Source organism: Pseudoalteromonas sp. QJM3NY_12, assembly GCF_056173165.1.
In genome coordinates, this window is record NZ_JBWBUF010000002.1 from 753,611 (window position 1) to 773,970 (window position 20,360).

Genomic DNA, 20,360 nt, shown 5'->3' on the forward strand with positions numbered 1-20,360 from the left:
ATACTCGCTCCCTGATCTCATCAGTGAGATTAGTAAGCACTCAACATCACATCGTTATAACGTTAAAAAACCTATAACAGCTATACGCCATTATAGGTTTTTTTAAAAATATGAATGCTAACAATTAATTATAAAAAGTATTTAACCGTTAACCCAACAGAGCTAATATCATGCTGTTTTAAACCATAGTATGTGTAACCCAGTCCAGCACTCATATTATCAGAGAGCTGATAACCTAGCTCAATACCGAAGTAGAGATCAGTACCATTCTCTTCACGGTTAATCGTTGCCAAACCCTGGCTATAAGTCTTGTTGTCACTTTTCCACACCAATACGCCTGAGCTAGCACCTAAATACCACTGGTCGTTAATAAAGTACTGATACCCAACAGCCACAGAGGTGCCACCTGCTGTAATAGGTTGGACTTTTGAAACTGCGTGCTTAAATGCATTTCCATCTAATGTCATACCGTCGATACTAGCAGAGAAGTCACCTAAGCTTTGATAACTAACATCCATAAACCAATTCTTATTAACCTGATAAACAACGCCCAGTTTCCAGCTAGTATCAGAGTCATCTAAAGCTGTTATTTGTGCATCTAACGAGCCCAAGGCTCTATTCAGCTCACCTTTAGATACATGCGCAGTTGCTTGGCCAACACTCGCCGTAAGCCCCCACTCAGCCTTAGCAGGCAAAACCATAAGGCTAGACATTAATATAGTTCCAGCTAATAACTTGATAGATTTCACCCGTCTCACAAATGCTAAAGGCAATAGCAATGAGGTGAATAACGACATACTACCACTTGATTTTGATTCATTAACGACTGTAGCGCTTTCAAAGGCATCAACACTCACACTAACCTTGGCACTAGCTTCACCTTCTTTATTATCAGAAATGATATAAGTGACAGTATCTGTGCCATCAAACCCTATTGCCGGCGTATATTGAATAGAGTTATTCACAATCGCAGTACTGCCGTGTATCGCTGACGCAGAGATAATCTTTAACGTGTCGCCGTCTTCATCGGTATCATTCTTCAATATATCAATCGTTATAACTGTTCTATCATCCGTCGAGGCAACGTCATCATTAGCAACTGGGCTCCGATTCGCAATAACATTAACATTCACCTGCGCACTTGTTGTGCCACCATTACCGTCTGAAATAACATAGGTAATGGTATCTATACCCGCATAGTCTGGTTTTGGCATGTAGCTAAGTGATGAATTCGCTAACACCTCTACCGCACCAAAATTTGCACTTGCACTTAGCACGAGCAGTTCATCACCATCAATGTCGCTGTCATTGGCCAATACATCAATATTAGCCGCTTCATTCCACTGTATCGTAATTGCATCGTTTTCAGCAACGGGTGTGGTATTCGTGCTTAAGTAAATAGCTACACCACCAGGGTCAGCAATGCTACTGTTGGCAACACCGTCGTTATCATTCGGGCCACCATCAACAATTTGTAACTGCACACACCAGTGACCTTCCGTTAAACCTTCTTGCCACTGCTCACTACCAGGAGGAGGGCAAAATCCAGGCTCACCAAGGGTTGAAAACAGTATGTTGTCAGCATCTTCAACAAAATTTCCCCAACCAGCTGCATCAGTGTACTTACGGTAGATGGCATTAAGTGGAATAGGCTGGCGCTGTGGTAATACTAATTTGTATTCTTGTCCTGGCTTTTCTAAACCAACAACAATGTAATCAAAGATACCACCAACTATTTTAGCTTCCCCATCTTCACCGACAGCTTGAACGGTTTCTTCATGGGTTAACAATAAGCTACCGCTTTGCGTTGCAGGTGCGGCCGAGCCTCTACGCAAACATACACCCGATTCACCTTCTACTAAGAAGGTGGCTTGCGTGCTGATCATTTCAGGGACCACATTACACACACTGATAGCATCTAAGTAATCAGCAATTCCGTCACCGTCACTATCAGCAAAACCTTCTTGTGAATCAGGAATTAAGTCGCCATCTGTATCAGTTTCAGTTAATACAGGTAGCGCGCTCACCACGTTTAGGTAGATGTCGGCCTGTGTCGTTAATCCTGGCTCACCAGAGTCTTTAACCAGTGCTGTTAACTTATGAATACCAACCGATAAGTCTGCCGCATCAAACGATATGGCTTCAGATACTGTCCTATTAATTAGCACACTTAACTCATCTGACGTACTTGACCATAGGAGTGTATGGCTATCTGCACTGTTGTTATCGCTAATGGCTGCACTAACGGTTACCTCACCATCAGATCGCGACAATAACGTACGGTTTTCGTTTTGCTGTTTAGCCGTAAGCATCACCTCTGGTGCAATATTGCCTTCAGATAATGTGATATTTTGTACAGAATCTGGAGAAATGTTCACGGTATCAGACAGGCTAATTACTATGGTTTCACCGCTATCAGCGACGCTATCGTCATAGGTCTCGAAAGTAATACTCGCTGTGTTGGTTTCGCTAATTTCGACTTCACCAGATATTAAGCTATGATCAGCCCCTTCAAGCGCATCACCTGACACAGTAAACGGTACCACCACTGGATAAGTCGGTGACGTGCCGTTCAAGTAAAATTTCACCGTTACGGTACTCCCTTCCACAACGGTTTGGTCTTTACCAATAGAAATCAGCGGATGGATCTGAACACCTTGTGCTGAAATTGACTGATTACCGTAAGCATCGGTAGCCTGCCAGTAAGCTTTACTTATACCAGGAGAAAACATTGCACGATTATCGACCAGCGATACTGGTAATGGGTTACCGTTCGCATCGAGTGCGGTTGCTACGCCTAAATCAACTTTAGTATATAACGCTGTGGCATTAACGACTCGATCTTCCGGTAGGGTAAGCGTTGGCGCGATGTCATCAAACAAGCCGTTAATGGTAAGCGTGACTGTTGCGGTAGTAGTCCCATCATTACCATCAGATATGAGGTAAGTTAATGTGAGTGACCCTATAAAACCAGGAGGGGCATTAAAGACAAGCTGGCCATTTTCAACAACCACGCTACCAATATCAGCATTGCCCGATACAACACTTAACGTATCACCATCAATATCATTGTCATTGATTAAAACATCTAGGACATACCTATTCTGACCATTTTTATCAAACTCCATGGTGTCATCTTCAGCCAATGGCGCATCATTTACTGCATCAATGGTGATATCGACTTTTACAGGCTCTGACTCGCCGCCTTCATTATCAATTACAGAAAAAGTAAAGCTATCGCTACCATTAAAGTCAGCAGTGGGTGTATAGGTTAAGTTAGGTGCAGCACCCGATAGACTGCCATGTGAAGGTGTACCGACAAGATAACGGGCAATGGTGCCGTCACGGTCAGATCCTGACAATGTCATACCTACACTACCATCTTCTTCAACCGATACAGATTGTGCGTTCGCCATAGGTAAGTCATTTATCGACGATACAGTAATCGATACTGTTACAGCAGAAGAGACGCCGCCATCATTATCTGTCACTGTAAAGGCAAAGCTATCTTTACCATTAAAGTCAGCAGTGGGGATATAGGTTAAGTTAGGTGCAGTACCCGATAGGCTTCCATGAGAAGGTGTACCGACAAGATAACGGGCAATGGTGCCGTCACGGTCAGATCCTGACAATGTCATACCCACACTACCATCTTCTTCAACCGATACAGATTGTGCGCTCGCTGTCGGTAGGTCATTTACCGATGATACCGAAATCGATACCGTTGCAGCAGAAGAGACGCCGCCATCATTATCTGTCACTGTAAAGGAAAAGCTATCTTTACCATTAAAGTCAGCAGTGGGGATATAGGTTAAGTTAGGTGCAGTACCCGATAGGCTACCGTGAGAAGGTGTACCGATAAGATATCGGGCAATGGTGCCATCGCTATCGGTCCCCTTCAAGGTCATCGCTTTCGCCGTATCTTCAGCTAAAGAAACAGTCTGAGATGTCGCCATTGGCAGCACATTAACGTTTTGTATGATGACATTGACAGTAATTGTATCCATACCGCCTTCACCATCACTGACTCTCACGTTAAAGCGGTCAGTACCATCGTGATTGATATTTGGGGTATAGCCAATCGCTTTTGAAGTACCTGTGCCAGAAACGCTCGCGATACCATTGGTAGCATTTGAGCTAATTGACCAAGTCAATGTATCGTTGTTTTGATCGGTAGCGTTTAGCGTTAATACAAAGGCTGTTGGGTTTGCGTTTTCACTCATAGTTACCGACACTGAGGTTCCTTCGGTAATAACGGGTGCAAATTTAGGAGCTTCGGTGATAGTGACTTCAACAGGCATAATCACATTTGCCTTTGCGTCACTAACACTTACATTAAAGTTATAGATACGATCCTTACCATCGTCGTCTGGGATATCATAATCAGGTGCATTTTGAAAAGTAAGAGCACCATTACTTGAGTTTATATTAAACTTCGCAGAATCTACCCCGCCAGAAATGCTATAGGTTAAAGTGTCGCTATCCATATCTTCGGCATTAACACTGCCTACTACAACGTTCTTTTCTTCGACACTAAAATCAGCTTGACTCTTTAACCAAAAAACTCCCCCGCCAACTCTGTCGACTACCGCAATATCTGGGCTATTATCACCATCAAAGTCAACAGCATTGACAGCATTTATTAGCTCAAAACCTGAGCTTATCTGCTGTTTTGTAAAACTCCCTAAACCATTATTTTCATACCAAATGACATCGCTCTCTGAACCCATTAAAATATCGATATCGCCGTCTCCATCGATATCAGCCACATTTCCCTGCGAGCCATTATCGATAATAGGCTCACCTGGGTTGATCAAATGCTCGGTGAACGAACCCGTACCATTATTTTCAAACCAATATAATTCAGTTTTAGAAATAGCAAATATATCGTTGGTACTATCACCATTAAAGTCAGCAGTTTGAAGTGAGGGTAAATCAGTTGCTTCTGTGGCATATGGATTTAACCCCGCTTGAAACGTGCCATCACCATTACCCTTTAACCAGAAGTTACGTCCAGCTGTACTACCTAAGTCACCAGCAATAATATCAGGTATATCATCGCCAGAAACATCAGCAACTGTTATCTCAAATAACGAATAATTATCGCCATCGTATATCCGACTTTGGGTGAAATTACCAGCACCATCATTTAGATAAACATATATACGATCGCGATAATTTTGAGACGCTAAAACAATATCCAAACCATTGATACCATCTAGATCACTGAGACTGATAGACTGAGCACCATTTGGTGATGCGATATCTGTTGGTAGTGTCGTACGAGTAAAAGCAGGGGTCGGCGTCGCGCCATTATTGGTGTATAAATACACAGCGTCGTTCTTAAAATCTGCTACAACAAAGTCGAGACCTGGTTTACCGTCTAATTCACCAGCGGCGACTTCCCGTAAATCAGCACCATCTGCGCCTAATGGAGACACGACTGTTGCAAATTTACCATTGCCATCATTTAGATATACATTAACAGCATTGCCATACAATGACGTAACAATAAAATCAGGTAGATTATCTTGATTAAAGTCTGCCACATCACTTCGATAACCGTTTGTAAATGAAGCAATTTTATCTTTACTCCAATGCTGCCACACTGGGTTGTTATTGGCGTATGCCATACTGGTAAAAGCAAATAAAAGTAAAGAAAAGGCATTATATGCAAGTAATTTAATACCGGATTTCAACCTGAATTTTCCCAGATTAAATAAAGAGCTGATTGCTGAAATATGCTTAATACAAACCGAAGGTTTAATATTAGCAATGGTTTGAGCGGTGGTTCTCATAAAAAATTATTACCTATCAATACGAAGAAGTGGTATATGTAATCCGTTAATAAGTCGCGATACGCGAGATATTGCCAATCATTGCCCACAAGAGGAACATTCACCGTTAACCACTCACCCACAAAAGAAACAAACAATTAACAAATTACATAAATATTTGATTATTATAATTAAATATAAAAGAAAATGAGAGATATAATATCTTTTTTTTACTTATTTAGTTAAATCAAAACTAAATTAAACCACACTTCTATAGTCCCAGGGCGGGATCGCACTTTGTTAACTGATATGATCTAATAGCTCCAAACCCTTGGCTACAGCGCCATTCTGAGCATAATTGAACATTTATAAATCGATATGACATTAATCAAAAGCATTGCGTGATTAGAGTTGTAGGCCAAATGCTTAATATTGTTCAAACTTCAATAGTCAAGCAAACATTTGAAAGTTATTAATATATTACTTTAAAAAAGAGTAATATTCGTATCCAAACTTTTATTATCAAACAGCCTGAAGATCCACTGAGTTGGAGGCGTTGATCATCAATCTAAGAAAGACAGGCACATTTACATCGATAGTTCTTGGTGCTGGATATATGGAAAAAGTGTACTTATATAACCGAAAAAAGAAGTATAAGAAGCTGTAAACCCCCATTACATTTTGTTCAAAAAAGCCACACACTATTTATTAGTGTGTGGCTTCATTATTTATTTTTAAAGCGATTACTTGGTTAGTAAGTGCTTTTCAAAAAAGTCAGCCATCATAGTATGGTAATGCAAAGTGGTGCCCTTGCCTTCGCGTAAGCTGTGTGAACGGTTAGGGTATGAGAAAAACTCAAACTGCTTGTTGTGCTTTACAAGCTCGTCAATTAAGCGTTCTGAGCCTTGGTAGTGCACGTTATCATCGCCCGTGCCGTGAATCAGCAATAGCTTACCGCTTAGGTTTTTAGCAAAGGTAATAGGCGAGGTGTTATCGTAGCTCTCAGGATCGGTGTTTGGGTTGCCCGCATAACGCTCTTGGTAAATGGTGTCGTACAAACGAATGTCTGGCACGGGTGCTGAGGCAATGCCTACTTTAAATTTATCACCGTGGCGGAATAACAAGTTAAGGGTTGAACTACCGCCCCCTGAATGCCCCCACACGCCAACACGGTCGGTGTCTATTACATCCCAGCGTTTAGCCATAGCATCTAGGGCGTCTACTTGGTCTTGTACGGTAATTGAGCCGATTTTTTTATAAATCGATTTGCGCCAATCTCGGCCTTTTGGTGCACGTGTACCACGATTATCAACCGATGCCACAATAAAGCCTTTTTGCGTTAGTAACGATTTATATAAGTAACTGTTACCTTCCCAGCGGTCTTGCACGGTTGAACCCCATGGTTCGCCGTATACGTAAAACACAATTGGGTATTTTTTACTTTTATCCATGTTCTCTGGGAACATAATGTAGCCGTCAAGCTCGGTGCCATCTTGCGCGTTTACTTTAAAAAACTCATGCTTTGGTAAGCTTTGTTCAGCCAGTTTTTGTTTAAGCTTTGTATTTTCAACTAAGGTTTTTACATTACTATGATCGCTCACTTTAATGATCTCTTTAGTCGGTGGCGTACCAAATTTTGAGTAAGTGTGCATTGCCCATGAGGCATCTTTTGACATGTAGTAGCTGTTTGATCCCTCAAACTCAGCAGGTGTTACCCGTACCGGTTTGCTGCTGCCATCAAGCGGTGTGCTGTATAAATAACGCTGACCAGGATCGTTTGGCGAGGCAATAAAATACATTACGTTTTTATCTTCATTGATGCTCAGCATATCAATAATGTCGTAATCACCAGGGGTTAGGTCGATAATGGTTTTGCCATCGCGCGATACACGGTAAAGATGACGCCAACCGTCGCGTTCGCTATGCCAAATAAAAAACTCACCGTCTTTTGACCAGCTTGCTTTATAAAACCATTCGATAAACGCATCGTCTTTGTCTTCTAAAATTTTAGTCAGTTGCTGCTTTTGCCAATCAAACAACCAGACCTTATTGTGGCTTTGTGGGCGGTTTAAGTCTTGAATCATTAATTCATTACCGGTGCCTGCCCAGCTAATACGCGGAATATAACGGTCGCGGTTATCGCCTTCAAGTTTGGCCCAGCGAGTTTTCTTATCAGCAAGGCTTACCACACCAACACGCACGGCAGAGTTGGTTTCACCCGCTTTAGGATAAGGGAACTCTTTAAGGGTAGGGTACAGTTCGTCAGTGTTGTTGATCATAGTGAAAAATTTAACGTCACTAGTATCAAGCTGCCAATAGGCGATTGATTTGTTGTCGGGGCTCCAACGAAAACCATCGGCAATAGTAAATTCTTCTTCGTATACCCAATCAAAATTACCGTTAACAATGGTGGCACTGCCATCGGTTGTGAGCGCGGTTACATCGTTACTACCAACCGCTTGCATATAAATATTGTTGTCGCGCACGTAAGCCACTTTTGAGCTATCTGGCGAGAACTTAGCAAACATTAACTTAGTTGGCTCAACATCTTTACCACCTAATTGCTGTAATTGGTTAGTCTCAAGGTTAAGTAACCAAAAGTCGCCTCTGCTGCGCGAACGCCAAACTTGCTCGCTGTTGGTAAATACCATCAACCATTTACCGTCTTTTGACCACTGATAGCTTTCGATTGCAAATGGCTCGTCTGCGCCCTCTGGCAACAGCTTTTCAAACTCAACCAATACTTTACGGCCTGTGCCGTCAGCATTGTAAAATACAATGTCGTTGCCTTTTACGCCGTGCTCTTTTTCGTCATCGGCGTTGTTATCATCTTCTTTTTCGCTTTCGCGCTCTTCAAGCACAGTGTAGCCAGTGCCATCGTCTAGCCATTTAAAGTAAGTGCTTCGCTGGGTTTTAAATTCTTTATCTTTATAAATTTGCGTTAGGCTTAATGGGTTATTCACGGTGCTCATCGCTGCATTATTGTTGGTTGTTATGCTGGTACTTGAACATGCTTGCAAGCCTAAGCCTGCAATAATGGCCAGTGCCAAGCCCGATATTTTGATCAGATTCATTATTATTGTTCCTTGGGTCTGCTGACCTTTATGGATTAAGGCGCTTATTACATTTACTGTAACAAAATAACCTACAGAATATCAGCATGCTTAACGCACAAAGCTATGGTTTAAACCCAAACTTTTATAATTTATTACCATGCTGGATTTTTAAATTCTTCACTGAGCGTGTCGATTAGTGCTCTTACTGTTGCCGATAAATGCTGACGAGAAGGGTAAAGCACATATATTTTCATTGGATTTAGTGTCCATGGCGCTAATACACGCTGCAAGCGACCATCTAGTATATATTGATTTGCCAAATACGTAGGCTGCACTGAGATACCACCACCGGCTATGGCTGCATGAAGTAATGTGGTGGCCTCGTTTGCACTTAAATTACATTTAACATCAACCGATTGAAACTCATCCCCGTTGTGTAAATGCCAAATATATCGGTCGAAGTTTTTATAGCCTAAACACTGATGAGCACTTAACTGTTGTGGTGTCGTTATTGGCGGATAATCAGCAAGGTAGCTGGCTGAGGCCACTAATATAGATTCACACTCGGCAATAGGTTTACCTATTAACGAAGGATCAGGATTGGCTGCAATACGTATTGCCAAATCAACACGTTGCTCTATTAGATCTGTGGTTGAGTCTTCAAGATCTATGTCTATTTGCACGTTAGGATGACGTTTCATAAAGCGTGTAAATATAGGGGCTAATTGCGCAAAACCTAACGACATACTGGTCGCTACTCGTATTTTACCTGACAACTGTTGCTGGCTTTTTGTTTGTTCAACTAAACGGTTAGCCTGTGCTAACCATTGCTCTATTTCGGGTAAACAGGCCTCGCCGGCGGTGGTAAGCGTTACTTTACGGGTAGTGCGATGCAATAAGCGCGTATTTAACCAAGCCTCCGCCGACTCAATATGACGAGTAACCATAGGGCGTGACATTTCAAGCCGATCGGCAGTGGCAGTAAAACTGCCTGAGTAGGCAACATCCACAAAAACCTGCGCTGCGGTGAGTTTATCCATAGTATTTGCACGATTTATGAAACAATGATGCTAATTATTGGTTGTTTTTCTGAACATATCAAACATTTATTATGCTCGCATTAGCAACCAATGATGAGAATACTATGAACCTACGCACTCTTTTACTAAGCACACTATTAGCCAGCAATATCGCTATTGCAGACGAAACCCCACTAACCCTTGATGTGTATAACGCTGACAGCAATAGCTTTCATGTTAATGCCACGCTGGTTTATGGCCGTACCGATGCAATTTTAATTGATAGCGGATTTACCAAAGCAGATGCACTGCGCATTGCCGCCAAAGTAATTGACTCTGGTAAACAACTAAAAACTATTTTTATTAGCCAAGCCGATCCTGATTACTACTTTGGCGCTGAAGTGTTACAGCAGTTTTTTCCTGACGCAAAGATTATAACCACACCGGCAGTGCACCAAAAAATAGCAGCAAAGCTTAAAGGCAAACTTGCTTTTTGGACGCCAAAAATGGGTGAAAACGCACCTAAAAACCCCGTCGTACCTAAGATATTTAATGGTAATAGCTTAAAAATAGAAGGCCATACCATTGAAATTCGTGGTACAGAGGGTGAGCATAATCATCGTCCTTATTTATGGATACCTGATAATAAAGCTATTTTAGGAAATGTGGCTGTATACGCTAATGTTCATTTATGGATGGCCGATGCACAAACTCAAGCAGAGCAAAATGCATGGGCAAAGCAACTTAATGAAATGAAAGCACTAAACCCTGAAGTGGTGATCCCTGGGCATATGAAAGCAGGCACCCAATTAGATGCTGCAAATATTGATTTTTCAATCCAGTATTTAAAGGATTTTGCACACGCTAAGCAAAGTAGTGATAGCAGTAAGCTGCTGATAGATAAAATGACCAACTCATACCCTGAGGCTGTATTACCTATGGCTCTTAGCATTGGTGCTAAAGTTCATAAAGGTGAAATGAAATGGTAATTGCCGCTTAACCGCTGCAATAAATGCAGTAGAACCAAAAAACACGCCTAGCAAAGTCTGGCGTGTTTTTTATTATTGCCACAAATACATACTGGCTCGCTTATTGGCAATATTTAATTCAAATACCTCAGTGCTTGAACACATAGCAGCACCATAGCATACATGTAGCGGTAACAAGTGTTCTTCTCTGGGGTGATTAAAGCGTGCAGCTGGAGCCTGCTGCCATGCTAATAATTGCTGTTCACGCTGCTGCTCGGTTAATGTTTGATCTGCGATTGTGCTTACCAGCCAATTTTCAAATGCCTGATTTTGCTGATTAACATCGCTTGATTGGGTAACACCAAAAGCGCGCATATTATGGAAGGTAAAGCCTGAGCCTATAATTAATAAGTTATCGTAATCAATACTTTGCAGCGCTTTACCAATTTCAACATGCAACAGCGGGTCGAGGCTTGGATGCAAGGATATTTGCACACAGGGAATATCTGCCTCTGGGTACATAATTTTTAACGGTACAAACATACCGTGATCGTAGCCACGCTGTAGATCGAGTTTTGAGTCAATATTGTGTGTTGTGAGCGCTTGTTGTACTAAATTAGCAAGTTGCGGCTGGCCAGCACAAGGGTAAGTTAATTGATACGCCTGCTTAGGAAAACCGTAGTAATCGTAAATAAGCGGCGGTGAAGAGTGCGCCGTTATACTAATTGGTTGAGCTTCCCAATGTGCGCTGACCATTAAGATAGCAGAAGGCTTTGGGATTTTAGCGGCAACTTGTTCTAAGCAGGCTCGCATTTCTGCATGGTTGGCATCACCTAGTAATGGCATTGGGCCGCCACCATGTGAAATGAAAAAAACGGTTGGGCGTTGCATGTGGTTAATCCTAAAGGACAGATATTATTATAGTGCCTGCGCAGTTAGTAAATAACTAGCCACATAAACGCACAACCTCAGTGCGCAAAAATTATGTGCGGTGTTTATTCATCAAGCTCTAAGTGAGCGCGTTCAACGCTTTCTTGAGGTAACTCTTTTTGCACCGATACACCAAGCTCCTTAAATTCTGAGGCTTGTTTAATTAAGTTACCTTTACCACGGTATAACTGTGAAAACGCTTTATCGTAGCTTTCTTTGGCTTTATCGAGCTGTTTACCCACGCCTTCCATACTGGTTAAAAACCCATTGAGCTTGCTATAAAAACGCTCAGCTCGGTTGGCCAGCTCTTTTGAGTATTTAGTTTGCTCTTCAAAACGCCATAACTGTTTTACAATATTTAAACTGGTTAGCAGGGTAGTAGGGGTAGCAACCAAAATGTTTTTTTCTATTGCTTGCTGGTAAATGTCGCTTTGGTATTTAAGTGCTTCTACAAAGGCGGATTCTATGGGTACAAACATAATAACAACCTCAGGCGAGTTTATCCCTGGTAGGCGGTCATACGATTTACTGGCCAGCTCATTTATACGGGCAGTTACGGCATTTACATGCTCTTTAATCGCTTGTTGAGACTCAAGCTCTGTTTCGGCATTTACATAACGGGTGTAGGCATTTAACGATGTTTTTGCATCAATCACTAAGTGGCGACCTTGGGGTAAATACACCACTACATCAGGGCGCAAACGGCCGTCTTCGGTATTAAACGACACTTCTCGCTTGTAATCGGTGCCAGCGCGTAGGCCTGCGCTATCAAGCACATTTTCGAGCATGAGTTCGCCCCAATTACCTTGGGTTTTCTTTTGCCCTTGTAAGGCATTGCTTAGCTTATCGGCCTGCTCGGTAATTGCTTGGCTTTTGGCTTGTAAATGTAATAGCTCGGTTTTAAGTGCTGCACGTTGCTGTAAGTCTTCAACGTGAATAGACTCCATTTTATCTCTAAAGCCTTTTAGCTCACCTTGAACCGGCTTAAGTAACTGCTCTATGCTTTCTTGATTGAGGGTTTTAAATTTTTGCGACTTCTCTTCTAATATTTGGTTAGCTAAATTTTCAAATTCTTTTTTAAGCGTTTCTTTACTTTGCTCTATATGGGCGAGTTGTTCACTAAAATGTTGCTGCTTTTGCTCAAGGGTAGTGCGTATATTATTAAGCTCTACATCGCGCAGATTGTATTGCTCGCGCAGGGCGGTTAGCTCGGCTTCGGCTTTACGCCAATATTGATTATAAAGTTGGCTTTGCTTTTCTTGTTCAGTTAAACGGGTTTTAAAATGCTGAGACTGATCCCGCTGCTCTTGATGTGTAAGACCTAATAAATCGTGCTCTTCAACCAACGCGGCATATTGGCTTTGTGTTTGCTCATGCTGGCTTTGTAATAACATTAACTGTTGTTGTTGCTCATTTACTTGGCGCTTTATTTTTTTGCTTAATTGCATTGATACAACACCACAAATAGCCATGCCTGTTATAGCGCCAGCACTTACACTTAACCAATCTAAATGGGATAAAAACGAAGTAAACATAAAATAAACTTTTAAAATTTAGTGACATGCCATCATAACGAATAACGCTCTTTAGCAGTAGGGGTAACGCACTAAATTAAGCGCATAAAAAAAGCCAGCTATTAAAGCTGGCTCAATATTACTTAATCAGTAATCAAACAGGGAAATCAACATGAAACTTGTATAACAACACATCACTACAAGCATAATAGTAGACGCGTCCTGATTAAATTAGTTCAAAATAATTTTTAAAAAAGTTGAATTTAGAGCATAAAAAAAGCCAGCTAATAAAGCTGGCTCAATATTACTAAATTAGTAATCAAACAGGGAAATCAACATGAAACTTGTATAACAACATATCAACTACAAGCATATTAATAGACCCAGCTATTATTGATTAGTTCAAAAATATTTTAAAATAAAATAGTTTAAAATATTCAGGCAAAAAAAAGCCAGCGCTGAACTGGCTGGCTTAATCATTACTATGTCTAGTAACTACTATATGGGATATCAACATGAAAACTTGGAGAAACTGCAATTTAACCAAGCTGTATTAATAGACGCCCACAATTCAAATAAGTTCAAAAAATTATTGTTAATTTTTAACTTTTAATTAAAGACAACATTTGTTGTTCATCAAACTGGGTAAAACTCATTGATTTTTCAGTAAATAATGCATCTACAAGCGCTTGTTTATCTTGCTGCATTTGAAACACCTTTTGTTCAATAGAGTTAGCCATAATCAATTTATACACAAATACCGGATTAGTTTGGCCAATACGATAAGCACGATCGGTCGCTTGCTTTTCAACAGCTGGATTCCACCAAGGATCAAAATGAATAACGGTATCGGCTTGGGTTAAATTAAGCCCTGTGCCACCTGCTTTTAAGCTAATTAAAAATACCGAAGTAGTGCCACTGGTGAATTCGTCTATCACTTTATCGCGATGGCGCGTTTGCCCAGTTAACATGCTAAATTTAATGTTAAGTATATTCAAACGCTCGGCAATTAAATCAAGTGCAGAGGTAAACTGGCTGAATATAATCACCTTACGGCCAAGGCTGAGCATTAAAGGTAAATGGCTTGATAACCACTCTAACTTAGCACTAGCAGCGTCGGTTTCTGGCTCAATAAGTTTAGGATGACAACAAATTTGGCGAAGTTTTAATAGTGCCTCTAGAAAGGCGAGTTTACTTTTTTGCACGCCTTGCTCGGCAAATAAATCAATGAGTTTTTCTTCAAGCGCATGTGTTATGCCTTGGTACATGTCTTTTTGTTTAGGCTCAAACTCAAACTCTTTAACAAGCTCCGTTTTTTGCGGCAGTTCTTGAGCTACTTGGGCTTTAGTCCGGCGCAAAATAAACGGCATAATTAACGCTTTTAACTGCTCTGCACGCTCAATGTTACTTTCGCGCTCAATAGGACCTTGAAAGTGCTGCTTAAAGTGCGCCTGGGAACCTAATAGCGAAGGCATAGCAAAATCGAGTAACGACTTTAATTCAAATAAATTGTTCTCAATTGGGGTACCGCTTAAGCAAAGCTTAAAATCGGCATTCAAACGTTTAACTAACCGCGATACCTGTGCCGTATCATTTTTAATATACTGCGCTTCATCAAGAATAATGTTTTCAAAATACAGTGGCGAATAATAAGCAATGTCACGTTTTAATAACGGATAGGTGGTTAATATACACTGTGCTTGTGCCAAGTGTTTCAACGCATCATTACGGTGTGCACCAAAAATAGTGGTCACTTTTAAGTTTTTAGCAAACTTGTTAATTTCGTTTTGCCAATTACTCACTAAGCTTGTTGGGCAAACAATAAGCGTAGGGCCAGCCTGCGGAGTATTATAAGAACTGGCTAAATAAGCAATCACCTGCAAAGTTTTACCCAAGCCCATATCGTCGGCTAAAATACCACCTAGCTGATTACGCTTTAAAAAGTTAAGCCAAGCTACGCCTTCTTGTTGGTATTCTCTAAGCACCACAGAATCGTGTAAGCCATGAATGGCGATATTGGGCGATAACAGCGCGTCATTGCTTAGCTCATCAAGGTAGCGCTCTAATGACGGATCATGTAACTCAACATTAATGGCTGTGTGCTTAACTAATTCAGGTAAGTATGAAAGTGGAATATTAAATTCGTCGCGCGTTTTAATAAACTCAAATCGCAATTTAAACTCAATTAATAAATTAAACGCAGCTTTATCTATAACTCCAAATTGACGGCCAACGGGATAGTAATAAAACAATTCGCTTTGACGATTTAACGATTCAAACAGTTTATTATTTACATTAAATAAAGTGGCCACTTTGGTATCGTTAAGCACAACTTTGCAATGCATTTGATGCCCAGCAGCTCTGTTTACATGCAAGGAAATTTGGTTTTTAGTATCGGCAATATTTATTTTGCTCATTGATACTTGCCAACCACGTTGCTTAAAGCTTGGTAATACCTCATGCGCTAACCAGTGTAAGTGAATAGCCGATTCCTGACTAAAAATAAACTCGCTGTGTAAACCCCCTTTACAAAAATCAAAGCCTAAGTTGACCAGCTCGTTGGTAACGGTGTTTTCAAATGCACTGTTTATTAGTTTTTCAGGCGCTGTACCTGCTAAATAGTTTTTATTTTTATACTTAAACGATAACGAAATAGCCATTACTGAGCCCGACATGCTGACTTTAAGTACGGCATTACTCAACGACTTAACAGGCATGCTTGGTGCATTAGTAGGATGGGGAATAACACCGGCACCAAAATTATCAGCAAGCTGCTTATAAATTCGATCAAAGTTTGTATCGTGAAGTGCTGGTATTGTTTGTAAATGAGCAATTTCGTCCGCACTTAGTGGCGTGCGAATGCGGCCTAGCTTATATTTATCTAAATCTAAGTAGATGGGCGGCGTAGTTTTAATTAACGCCCAATTAGGAATTTGATCAAGATGAATTTTTAACTGGGTGACTTCTTTTTGTTTTTCCCAAACAAAATTTAGGGGTAAGCCAGGTTGCGCTTTTATAGGTACTCGCGAACGCTGTAAAAATAATCGTTCTGTAGCTAGTAATTGCTGCAGCGCGTTAAAGCCCCATTGACCTTTGAGTTCAATATTACCGACCGCATTTTGCGAGCGGATCCAGCTATATAATCTAAAATCACTTTCTAGCAGGTCGCTAGGGGTTACAAAACTATTAAGCTGTTGCTCAGTTAAATTGCGACCTAATGCATAATTATTATTTTTATCGTAGTTGGCAATTTTAGGCGTTAAAAATACTTTATCGTTTTCAATATCTAATACAAACAGTAACACTTGTGATGGATGAGCTTGATCGGTGTTTTTAAGCGAGCTGAGTTCGCTAAACCAGTCATTAATAAAATAGTCTTCGCCGTATTCACCCGAGTGTTCAATTTTAAGTTTTAACAAAATTGCAGCCAAATGGCGGCATTTAGTTTTAACATTACAAGTACAGTGTGTGTCGACTGAATAGCCAGTTGGTAATTTACTGATCTCAATTCGTTGGTTAAACGCAATGCCCTTATCGCCTTGCACAGTAGAATCAACCACAGAAAAATCAGCATTATGTTCTAACCAACTTATTTGGCCGTTTTTATAATACGACTTACCTTTTGCTAACACCGCGGGTTTAAACAATTTTTTTATGAATCGCTCAGAAAGAGGAAACTGGGTAGCCTGCTCATTTTTAATTTCTTCAAAAATAGCCATTAAATCATTTTTTGATAAGTTAGCAGACATGTCACCCAAAGTATTAAAATTTAAAAACAATTTTTCCAGTATATGCCTTATCAACGCTGAGCTAAAGCAATATTATTTTTAAAATAAACTGGTTGGATCTGATTGGTTAGTAAAAAATTGGTTTATAAGGATTGTTTAATTTTGCTCACTAAAAAAGGCATTTAAATTACAAAATAAAAACAATAAATTAACTTAACAGGGAGGTTTTGCTAGGAGTAGATCAGGTTTTTACTAACAAGGTAGCAATTTAATCAAATAGAGCAGGTTTAGTTAGTAAAAATACGATCCTTAGTGGTTTATCGGGCTTTTTATGCTTTTTATTACCACGGAAGATCAGATTTTTACTAACTAATTAAGAGGGCTAGATCACTATTTAACTAACCTCCCCCCTTTACAGATCACGATATTACTAACTAATTAAAGGCACTTAATAGTTTAGTAAGTTGTTCTAAGCGCTTGTCTGTCATCACTTTATTATTAATTTTTATTGAAACGTCACCACTTTTAAGATTACGTTGCACACTAATAAAGTCGTTTTCAAGCACAGCCTCACGCTTTAATGCTGTTTTAGGCTCTGCGGTTAATAGTTTAGTGATCAGCATAGCGCGCTTGTCGTCGGCTTCTAAGGCATTAACTTCATCATTGCTTGCAAGCGCTACAACTAACTCGTTAAATGCAACCTCGTCTCGCTCCTTTGCGTTAATCAGCTTTTTAGCGACTTCTCTACCAACATGATTAGCTGTTGGGTAAAGAGCTATAACATCGGCAGATATTTGCTCATACGCTTTAATAGCATCCGCAATGGCAGTATGCGATACCCCTTCAATAACGGCAATCTCGCGGTACGATCCTTTTTTGCCATGTTGAATGAGTTCGTTTCGAGTTTGCTGATACGCTTGACCTAACTCCCAAAGACTTGGAGCAATGTATTGATCCGAAGAAACTGCTAACACTTTGGCATCTTGCTCATTAAAATCACTTGAACTCAAAACAAGATAATCTGCACCAGCCAAAATACAGGCTTTGCGACGTCTTGAGCCTGCAAGAACAAGACTCATATCACCTTGATCCCAAAGCAGGGCGGGGTGCTGATTACGTCCATCTTCTTTAATTGCAGGAAGTATATCGGATACCGACTTTTCGTTTAAAAGCGCTTGTACACGGCGATTTTTACCATAAACCTGAGTCGATTTTTCAATCTCGTTATGAGCAATCACTTTACAAACCAAGGTAATTTCGCGATTAGGATCGCTTGGCGCAGGCATACGAATAACATCGCCTGCATTAGCTTGCTCTAAAAGAGCGTCTAAACTGCTACTGCCAACAGCGGTTGCAAAGGGATCTAAGCGGGTGTCATTTTTACGTTTTTTAGCCATTTTTAGTCAACATCCTTACTTAGGCGTATTTAATTTTGATTGTGTAGATTGCCAATTTGAACGAATTAGCATTTCGAGTTCGTCAACAACATCTTTGATATTTTCTTGTGCGCGCATTAACGATTCTCTACTCGCTAAACTGTCAGACGCTTTTTGATCAAAAATAGTATTAAACGAGGATGAACTCGCAGTAATTGCTGAGCTGTGATTAATAGGGTAGCTCATGACTTGGCGACCAAAGGCGCTTCTTACGTCTTTAACTATGTCACGTTGTGAGTGATTACCTTTTACATAATTGGTAACCAAAAATTGCATAAAGTCCCAACCATCGTGACCAAGAGCTGCAACGGTATGATAAATCTCACCTAAACGTTTTAAATATTTATTATTAGCATCAAAGTCTACCGCTTCAGGATGAACCGGTATAAGCATCGCTGTAGAAGCCATTAATGCATTATAAAACATAAAGTTAAGAGTAGGCGCTGTGTCTATTAGTAAAATATCAAATTCATCTTTAACTGGTTCAATAACACGTTCTAACAACTTATGGTAATGGCGAGTTTGCTCATAGTTTGAGGTGTCTTTAAGCAAAGTTGCAGTTTCGTGTTCAAAATAAAAATCATCCATACCTGAGGGTAAAACACGAATATTAGGAATATGAGTTGGTAAAAAAGAGTTTGAAACAAATTCAGGCCAGGTTTCACCTTCTTCAAGATCAATGCAGTCACGCATTAAATCACCAACAGTAATTGGATCGGGCTCAGAAGATGGGAAAAAGCTAGATGATGATCCCTGTGGATCTAAATCGACAATGCCGATTCGGTAACGCTTGATGTTAGTAGTGGCAAGTGCTGCAGCAATATTAACCATGCTCGTTGTTTTACCACAACCACCTTTTAGTGAATTAATAACAATAACTTGGAGTTTGTCTGTTGATGCACGATGATCGGGTTTTATATCCATTATATCGGCCATGGCAAAAATATTAACCAACGTATAAGCGTAATGACCGTTTGCACCGCGTTTTATGTTTAAATCGTCAAAATCACCATTGTCATGGCGTCTTTTTAAGGTACGATTATTACAACCAAGTAAATCAGCAGCGGCTTTTTGGGTGTAGGTTCTTAATTCTTTTTCTTCAGATTTAAGATGGGCGCGGTAATGTTGAATACGTCCTTCTAGTGATTTTTCAGCAACTTCTGCGGTTGCTTTCAAAAGTCGGTAGGTATCTAGCGCATTATTATTGATAGACATACTTTATTCCTCAAAGTTAGGCGTTTAGTATAATGTCCATTCAATTAGCTGTAAACAACTATTTAAGGCGACATGTATTTTAAATACATGACATATAAAATAATTTTACGCCTTTAATATTGCTTAGTATAAATAAAGAAGTTTAAGTATGGTTAAATATATAAGGTATTAAAGGCTAAGGCCTTAAAATATACATATAACAGTATGATTTATATAAACAATATTAAAAAAACTGGATCAGCATTGTACGTGGTTAAGATCAGATCCTTATCTACTAGCAGATCACCTTTTTACTAAGCAAATATTTAGCAGCTTAGTTACGCACAGGTTAAGCACTGAGTTACTCACAAAATAGATGCTGTAGATCATGTTTTTACTAAGTAAATTATAAAGTTATGCACCCACAATCAGGAATAATAAGCGGTTTAATTAGTATAGATCTGATCTGTAGTAAGTACAGATCAGATCTATGCTAACTGGAACTAAACTTATCCACAGGCCTCTCATTTTTACTGTCATTTGTCGTGCTAAATTTAAAAAAAAACACTTTGCAATGGACAAATTTATTCTTCAGTTAGTAAAAATTCGGTTTATTAAAGCCTAGTTAGTAAAAACCTGATCTGAAATCTCATGTTTTAACTTTTTCTTAGTAAAATATTGATCTGTGCATTTTATTTGAAGTCAGATCACTTTTATACTAACTTAAACATTTAACTT

Annotated in this window: 9 protein-coding genes; 1 reads left to right on the forward strand and 8 read right to left on the reverse strand. The window is 40.0% G+C overall.

Features of this window, described 5'->3' with window-relative positions:
* Window positions 1-128 precede the first annotated feature (128 nt).
* The 3 genes from AC0VZ5_RS19090 to AC0VZ5_RS19100 all read right to left on the reverse strand — a co-directional run bounded on the left by AC0VZ5_RS19090 (window position 129) and on the right by AC0VZ5_RS19100 (window position 9,873).
* Window positions 129-5,798, reverse strand: coding sequence for an Ig-like domain-containing protein (locus AC0VZ5_RS19090; protein ID WP_475474920.1), 5,670 nt, complete (start codon window positions 5,796-5,798; stop codon window positions 129-131).
* Between the two features lie 722 nt (window positions 5,799-6,520).
* Window positions 6,521-8,851 (reverse strand): S9 family peptidase, encoded by a 2,331-nt coding sequence (locus AC0VZ5_RS19095; protein WP_475474921.1) that lies wholly within the window; start codon window positions 8,849-8,851, stop codon window positions 6,521-6,523.
* Between the two features lie 134 nt (window positions 8,852-8,985).
* Window positions 8,986-9,873 (reverse strand): LysR family transcriptional regulator, encoded by an 888-nt coding sequence (locus AC0VZ5_RS19100; RefSeq protein ID WP_010388788.1) that lies wholly within the window; start codon window positions 9,871-9,873, stop codon window positions 8,986-8,988.
* Window positions 9,874-9,977: 104 nt separating this feature from the next.
* Between AC0VZ5_RS19100 and AC0VZ5_RS19105 the strand changes: the two genes are divergently transcribed.
* Window positions 9,978-10,841, forward strand: coding sequence for an MBL fold metallo-hydrolase (locus tag AC0VZ5_RS19105; RefSeq protein WP_475475113.1), 864 nt, complete (start codon window positions 9,978-9,980; stop codon window positions 10,839-10,841).
* Between the two features lie 72 nt (window positions 10,842-10,913).
* On the opposite strand, the gene AC0VZ5_RS19110 is transcribed toward AC0VZ5_RS19105, so the two are convergent.
* The 5 genes from AC0VZ5_RS19110 to AC0VZ5_RS19130 form a co-directional block, all read right to left on the reverse strand.
* Window positions 10,914-11,711 carry a DODA-type extradiol aromatic ring-opening family dioxygenase gene (locus tag AC0VZ5_RS19110; RefSeq protein WP_475474922.1) on the reverse strand — a complete coding sequence of 266 codons (798 nt, stop codon included), beginning with the start codon at window positions 11,709-11,711 and terminating at the stop codon, window positions 10,914-10,916.
* Window positions 11,712-11,815: 104 nt separating this feature from the next.
* A complete protein-coding gene (locus tag AC0VZ5_RS19115; RefSeq protein WP_475474923.1) occupies window positions 11,816-13,285 on the reverse strand; it encodes a DNA recombination protein RmuC in 1,470 nt (489 codons plus the stop codon).
* A gap of 581 nt (window positions 13,286-13,866) precedes the next feature.
* On the reverse strand, window positions 13,867-17,013 hold the full coding sequence (locus tag AC0VZ5_RS19120) for a DEAD/DEAH box helicase (RefSeq protein WP_475474924.1): 3,147 nt from the start codon (window positions 17,011-17,013) through the stop codon (window positions 13,867-13,869).
* 413 nt (window positions 17,014-17,426) lie between these two features.
* Window positions 17,427-18,389, reverse strand: coding sequence for a transcriptional regulator (locus AC0VZ5_RS19125; protein ID WP_475474925.1), 963 nt, complete (start codon window positions 18,387-18,389; stop codon window positions 17,427-17,429).
* A 15-nt stretch (window positions 18,390-18,404) separates the two neighbouring features.
* On the reverse strand, window positions 18,405-19,643 hold the full coding sequence (locus tag AC0VZ5_RS19130) for an AAA family ATPase (RefSeq protein WP_475474926.1): 1,239 nt from the start codon (window positions 19,641-19,643) through the stop codon (window positions 18,405-18,407).
* Window positions 19,644-20,360: the final 717 nt, after the last annotated feature.

Bases quoted from the DNA above. Each gene is read 5' to 3' on its own strand.
- AC0VZ5_RS19130 (WP_475474926.1), bottom strand. From the start codon at position 19,643: ATGTCTATCAATAATAATGCGCTAGATACCTACCGACTTTTGAAAGCA.
- AC0VZ5_RS19100 (WP_010388788.1), bottom strand. From the start codon at position 9,873: ATGGATAAACTCACCGCAGCGCAGGTTTTTGTGGATGTTGCCTACTCA.
- AC0VZ5_RS19105 (WP_475475113.1), top strand. From the start codon at position 9,978: ATGAACCTACGCACTCTTTTACTAAGCACACTATTAGCCAGCAATATC.
- AC0VZ5_RS19095 (WP_475474921.1), bottom strand. From the start codon at position 8,851: ATGAATCTGATCAAAATATCGGGCTTGGCACTGGCCATTATTGCAGGC.
- AC0VZ5_RS19110 (WP_475474922.1), bottom strand. From the start codon at position 11,711: ATGCAACGCCCAACCGTTTTTTTCATTTCACATGGTGGCGGCCCAATG.
- AC0VZ5_RS19125 (WP_475474925.1), bottom strand. From the start codon at position 18,389: ATGGCTAAAAAACGTAAAAATGACACCCGCTTAGATCCCTTTGCAACC.
- AC0VZ5_RS19120 (WP_475474924.1), bottom strand. From the start codon at position 17,013: ATGTCTGCTAACTTATCAAAAAATGATTTAATGGCTATTTTTGAAGAA.
- AC0VZ5_RS19090 (WP_475474920.1), bottom strand. From the start codon at position 5,798: ATGAGAACCACCGCTCAAACCATTGCTAATATTAAACCTTCGGTTTGT.
- AC0VZ5_RS19115 (WP_475474923.1), bottom strand. From the start codon at position 13,285: ATGTTTACTTCGTTTTTATCCCATTTAGATTGGTTAAGTGTAAGTGCT.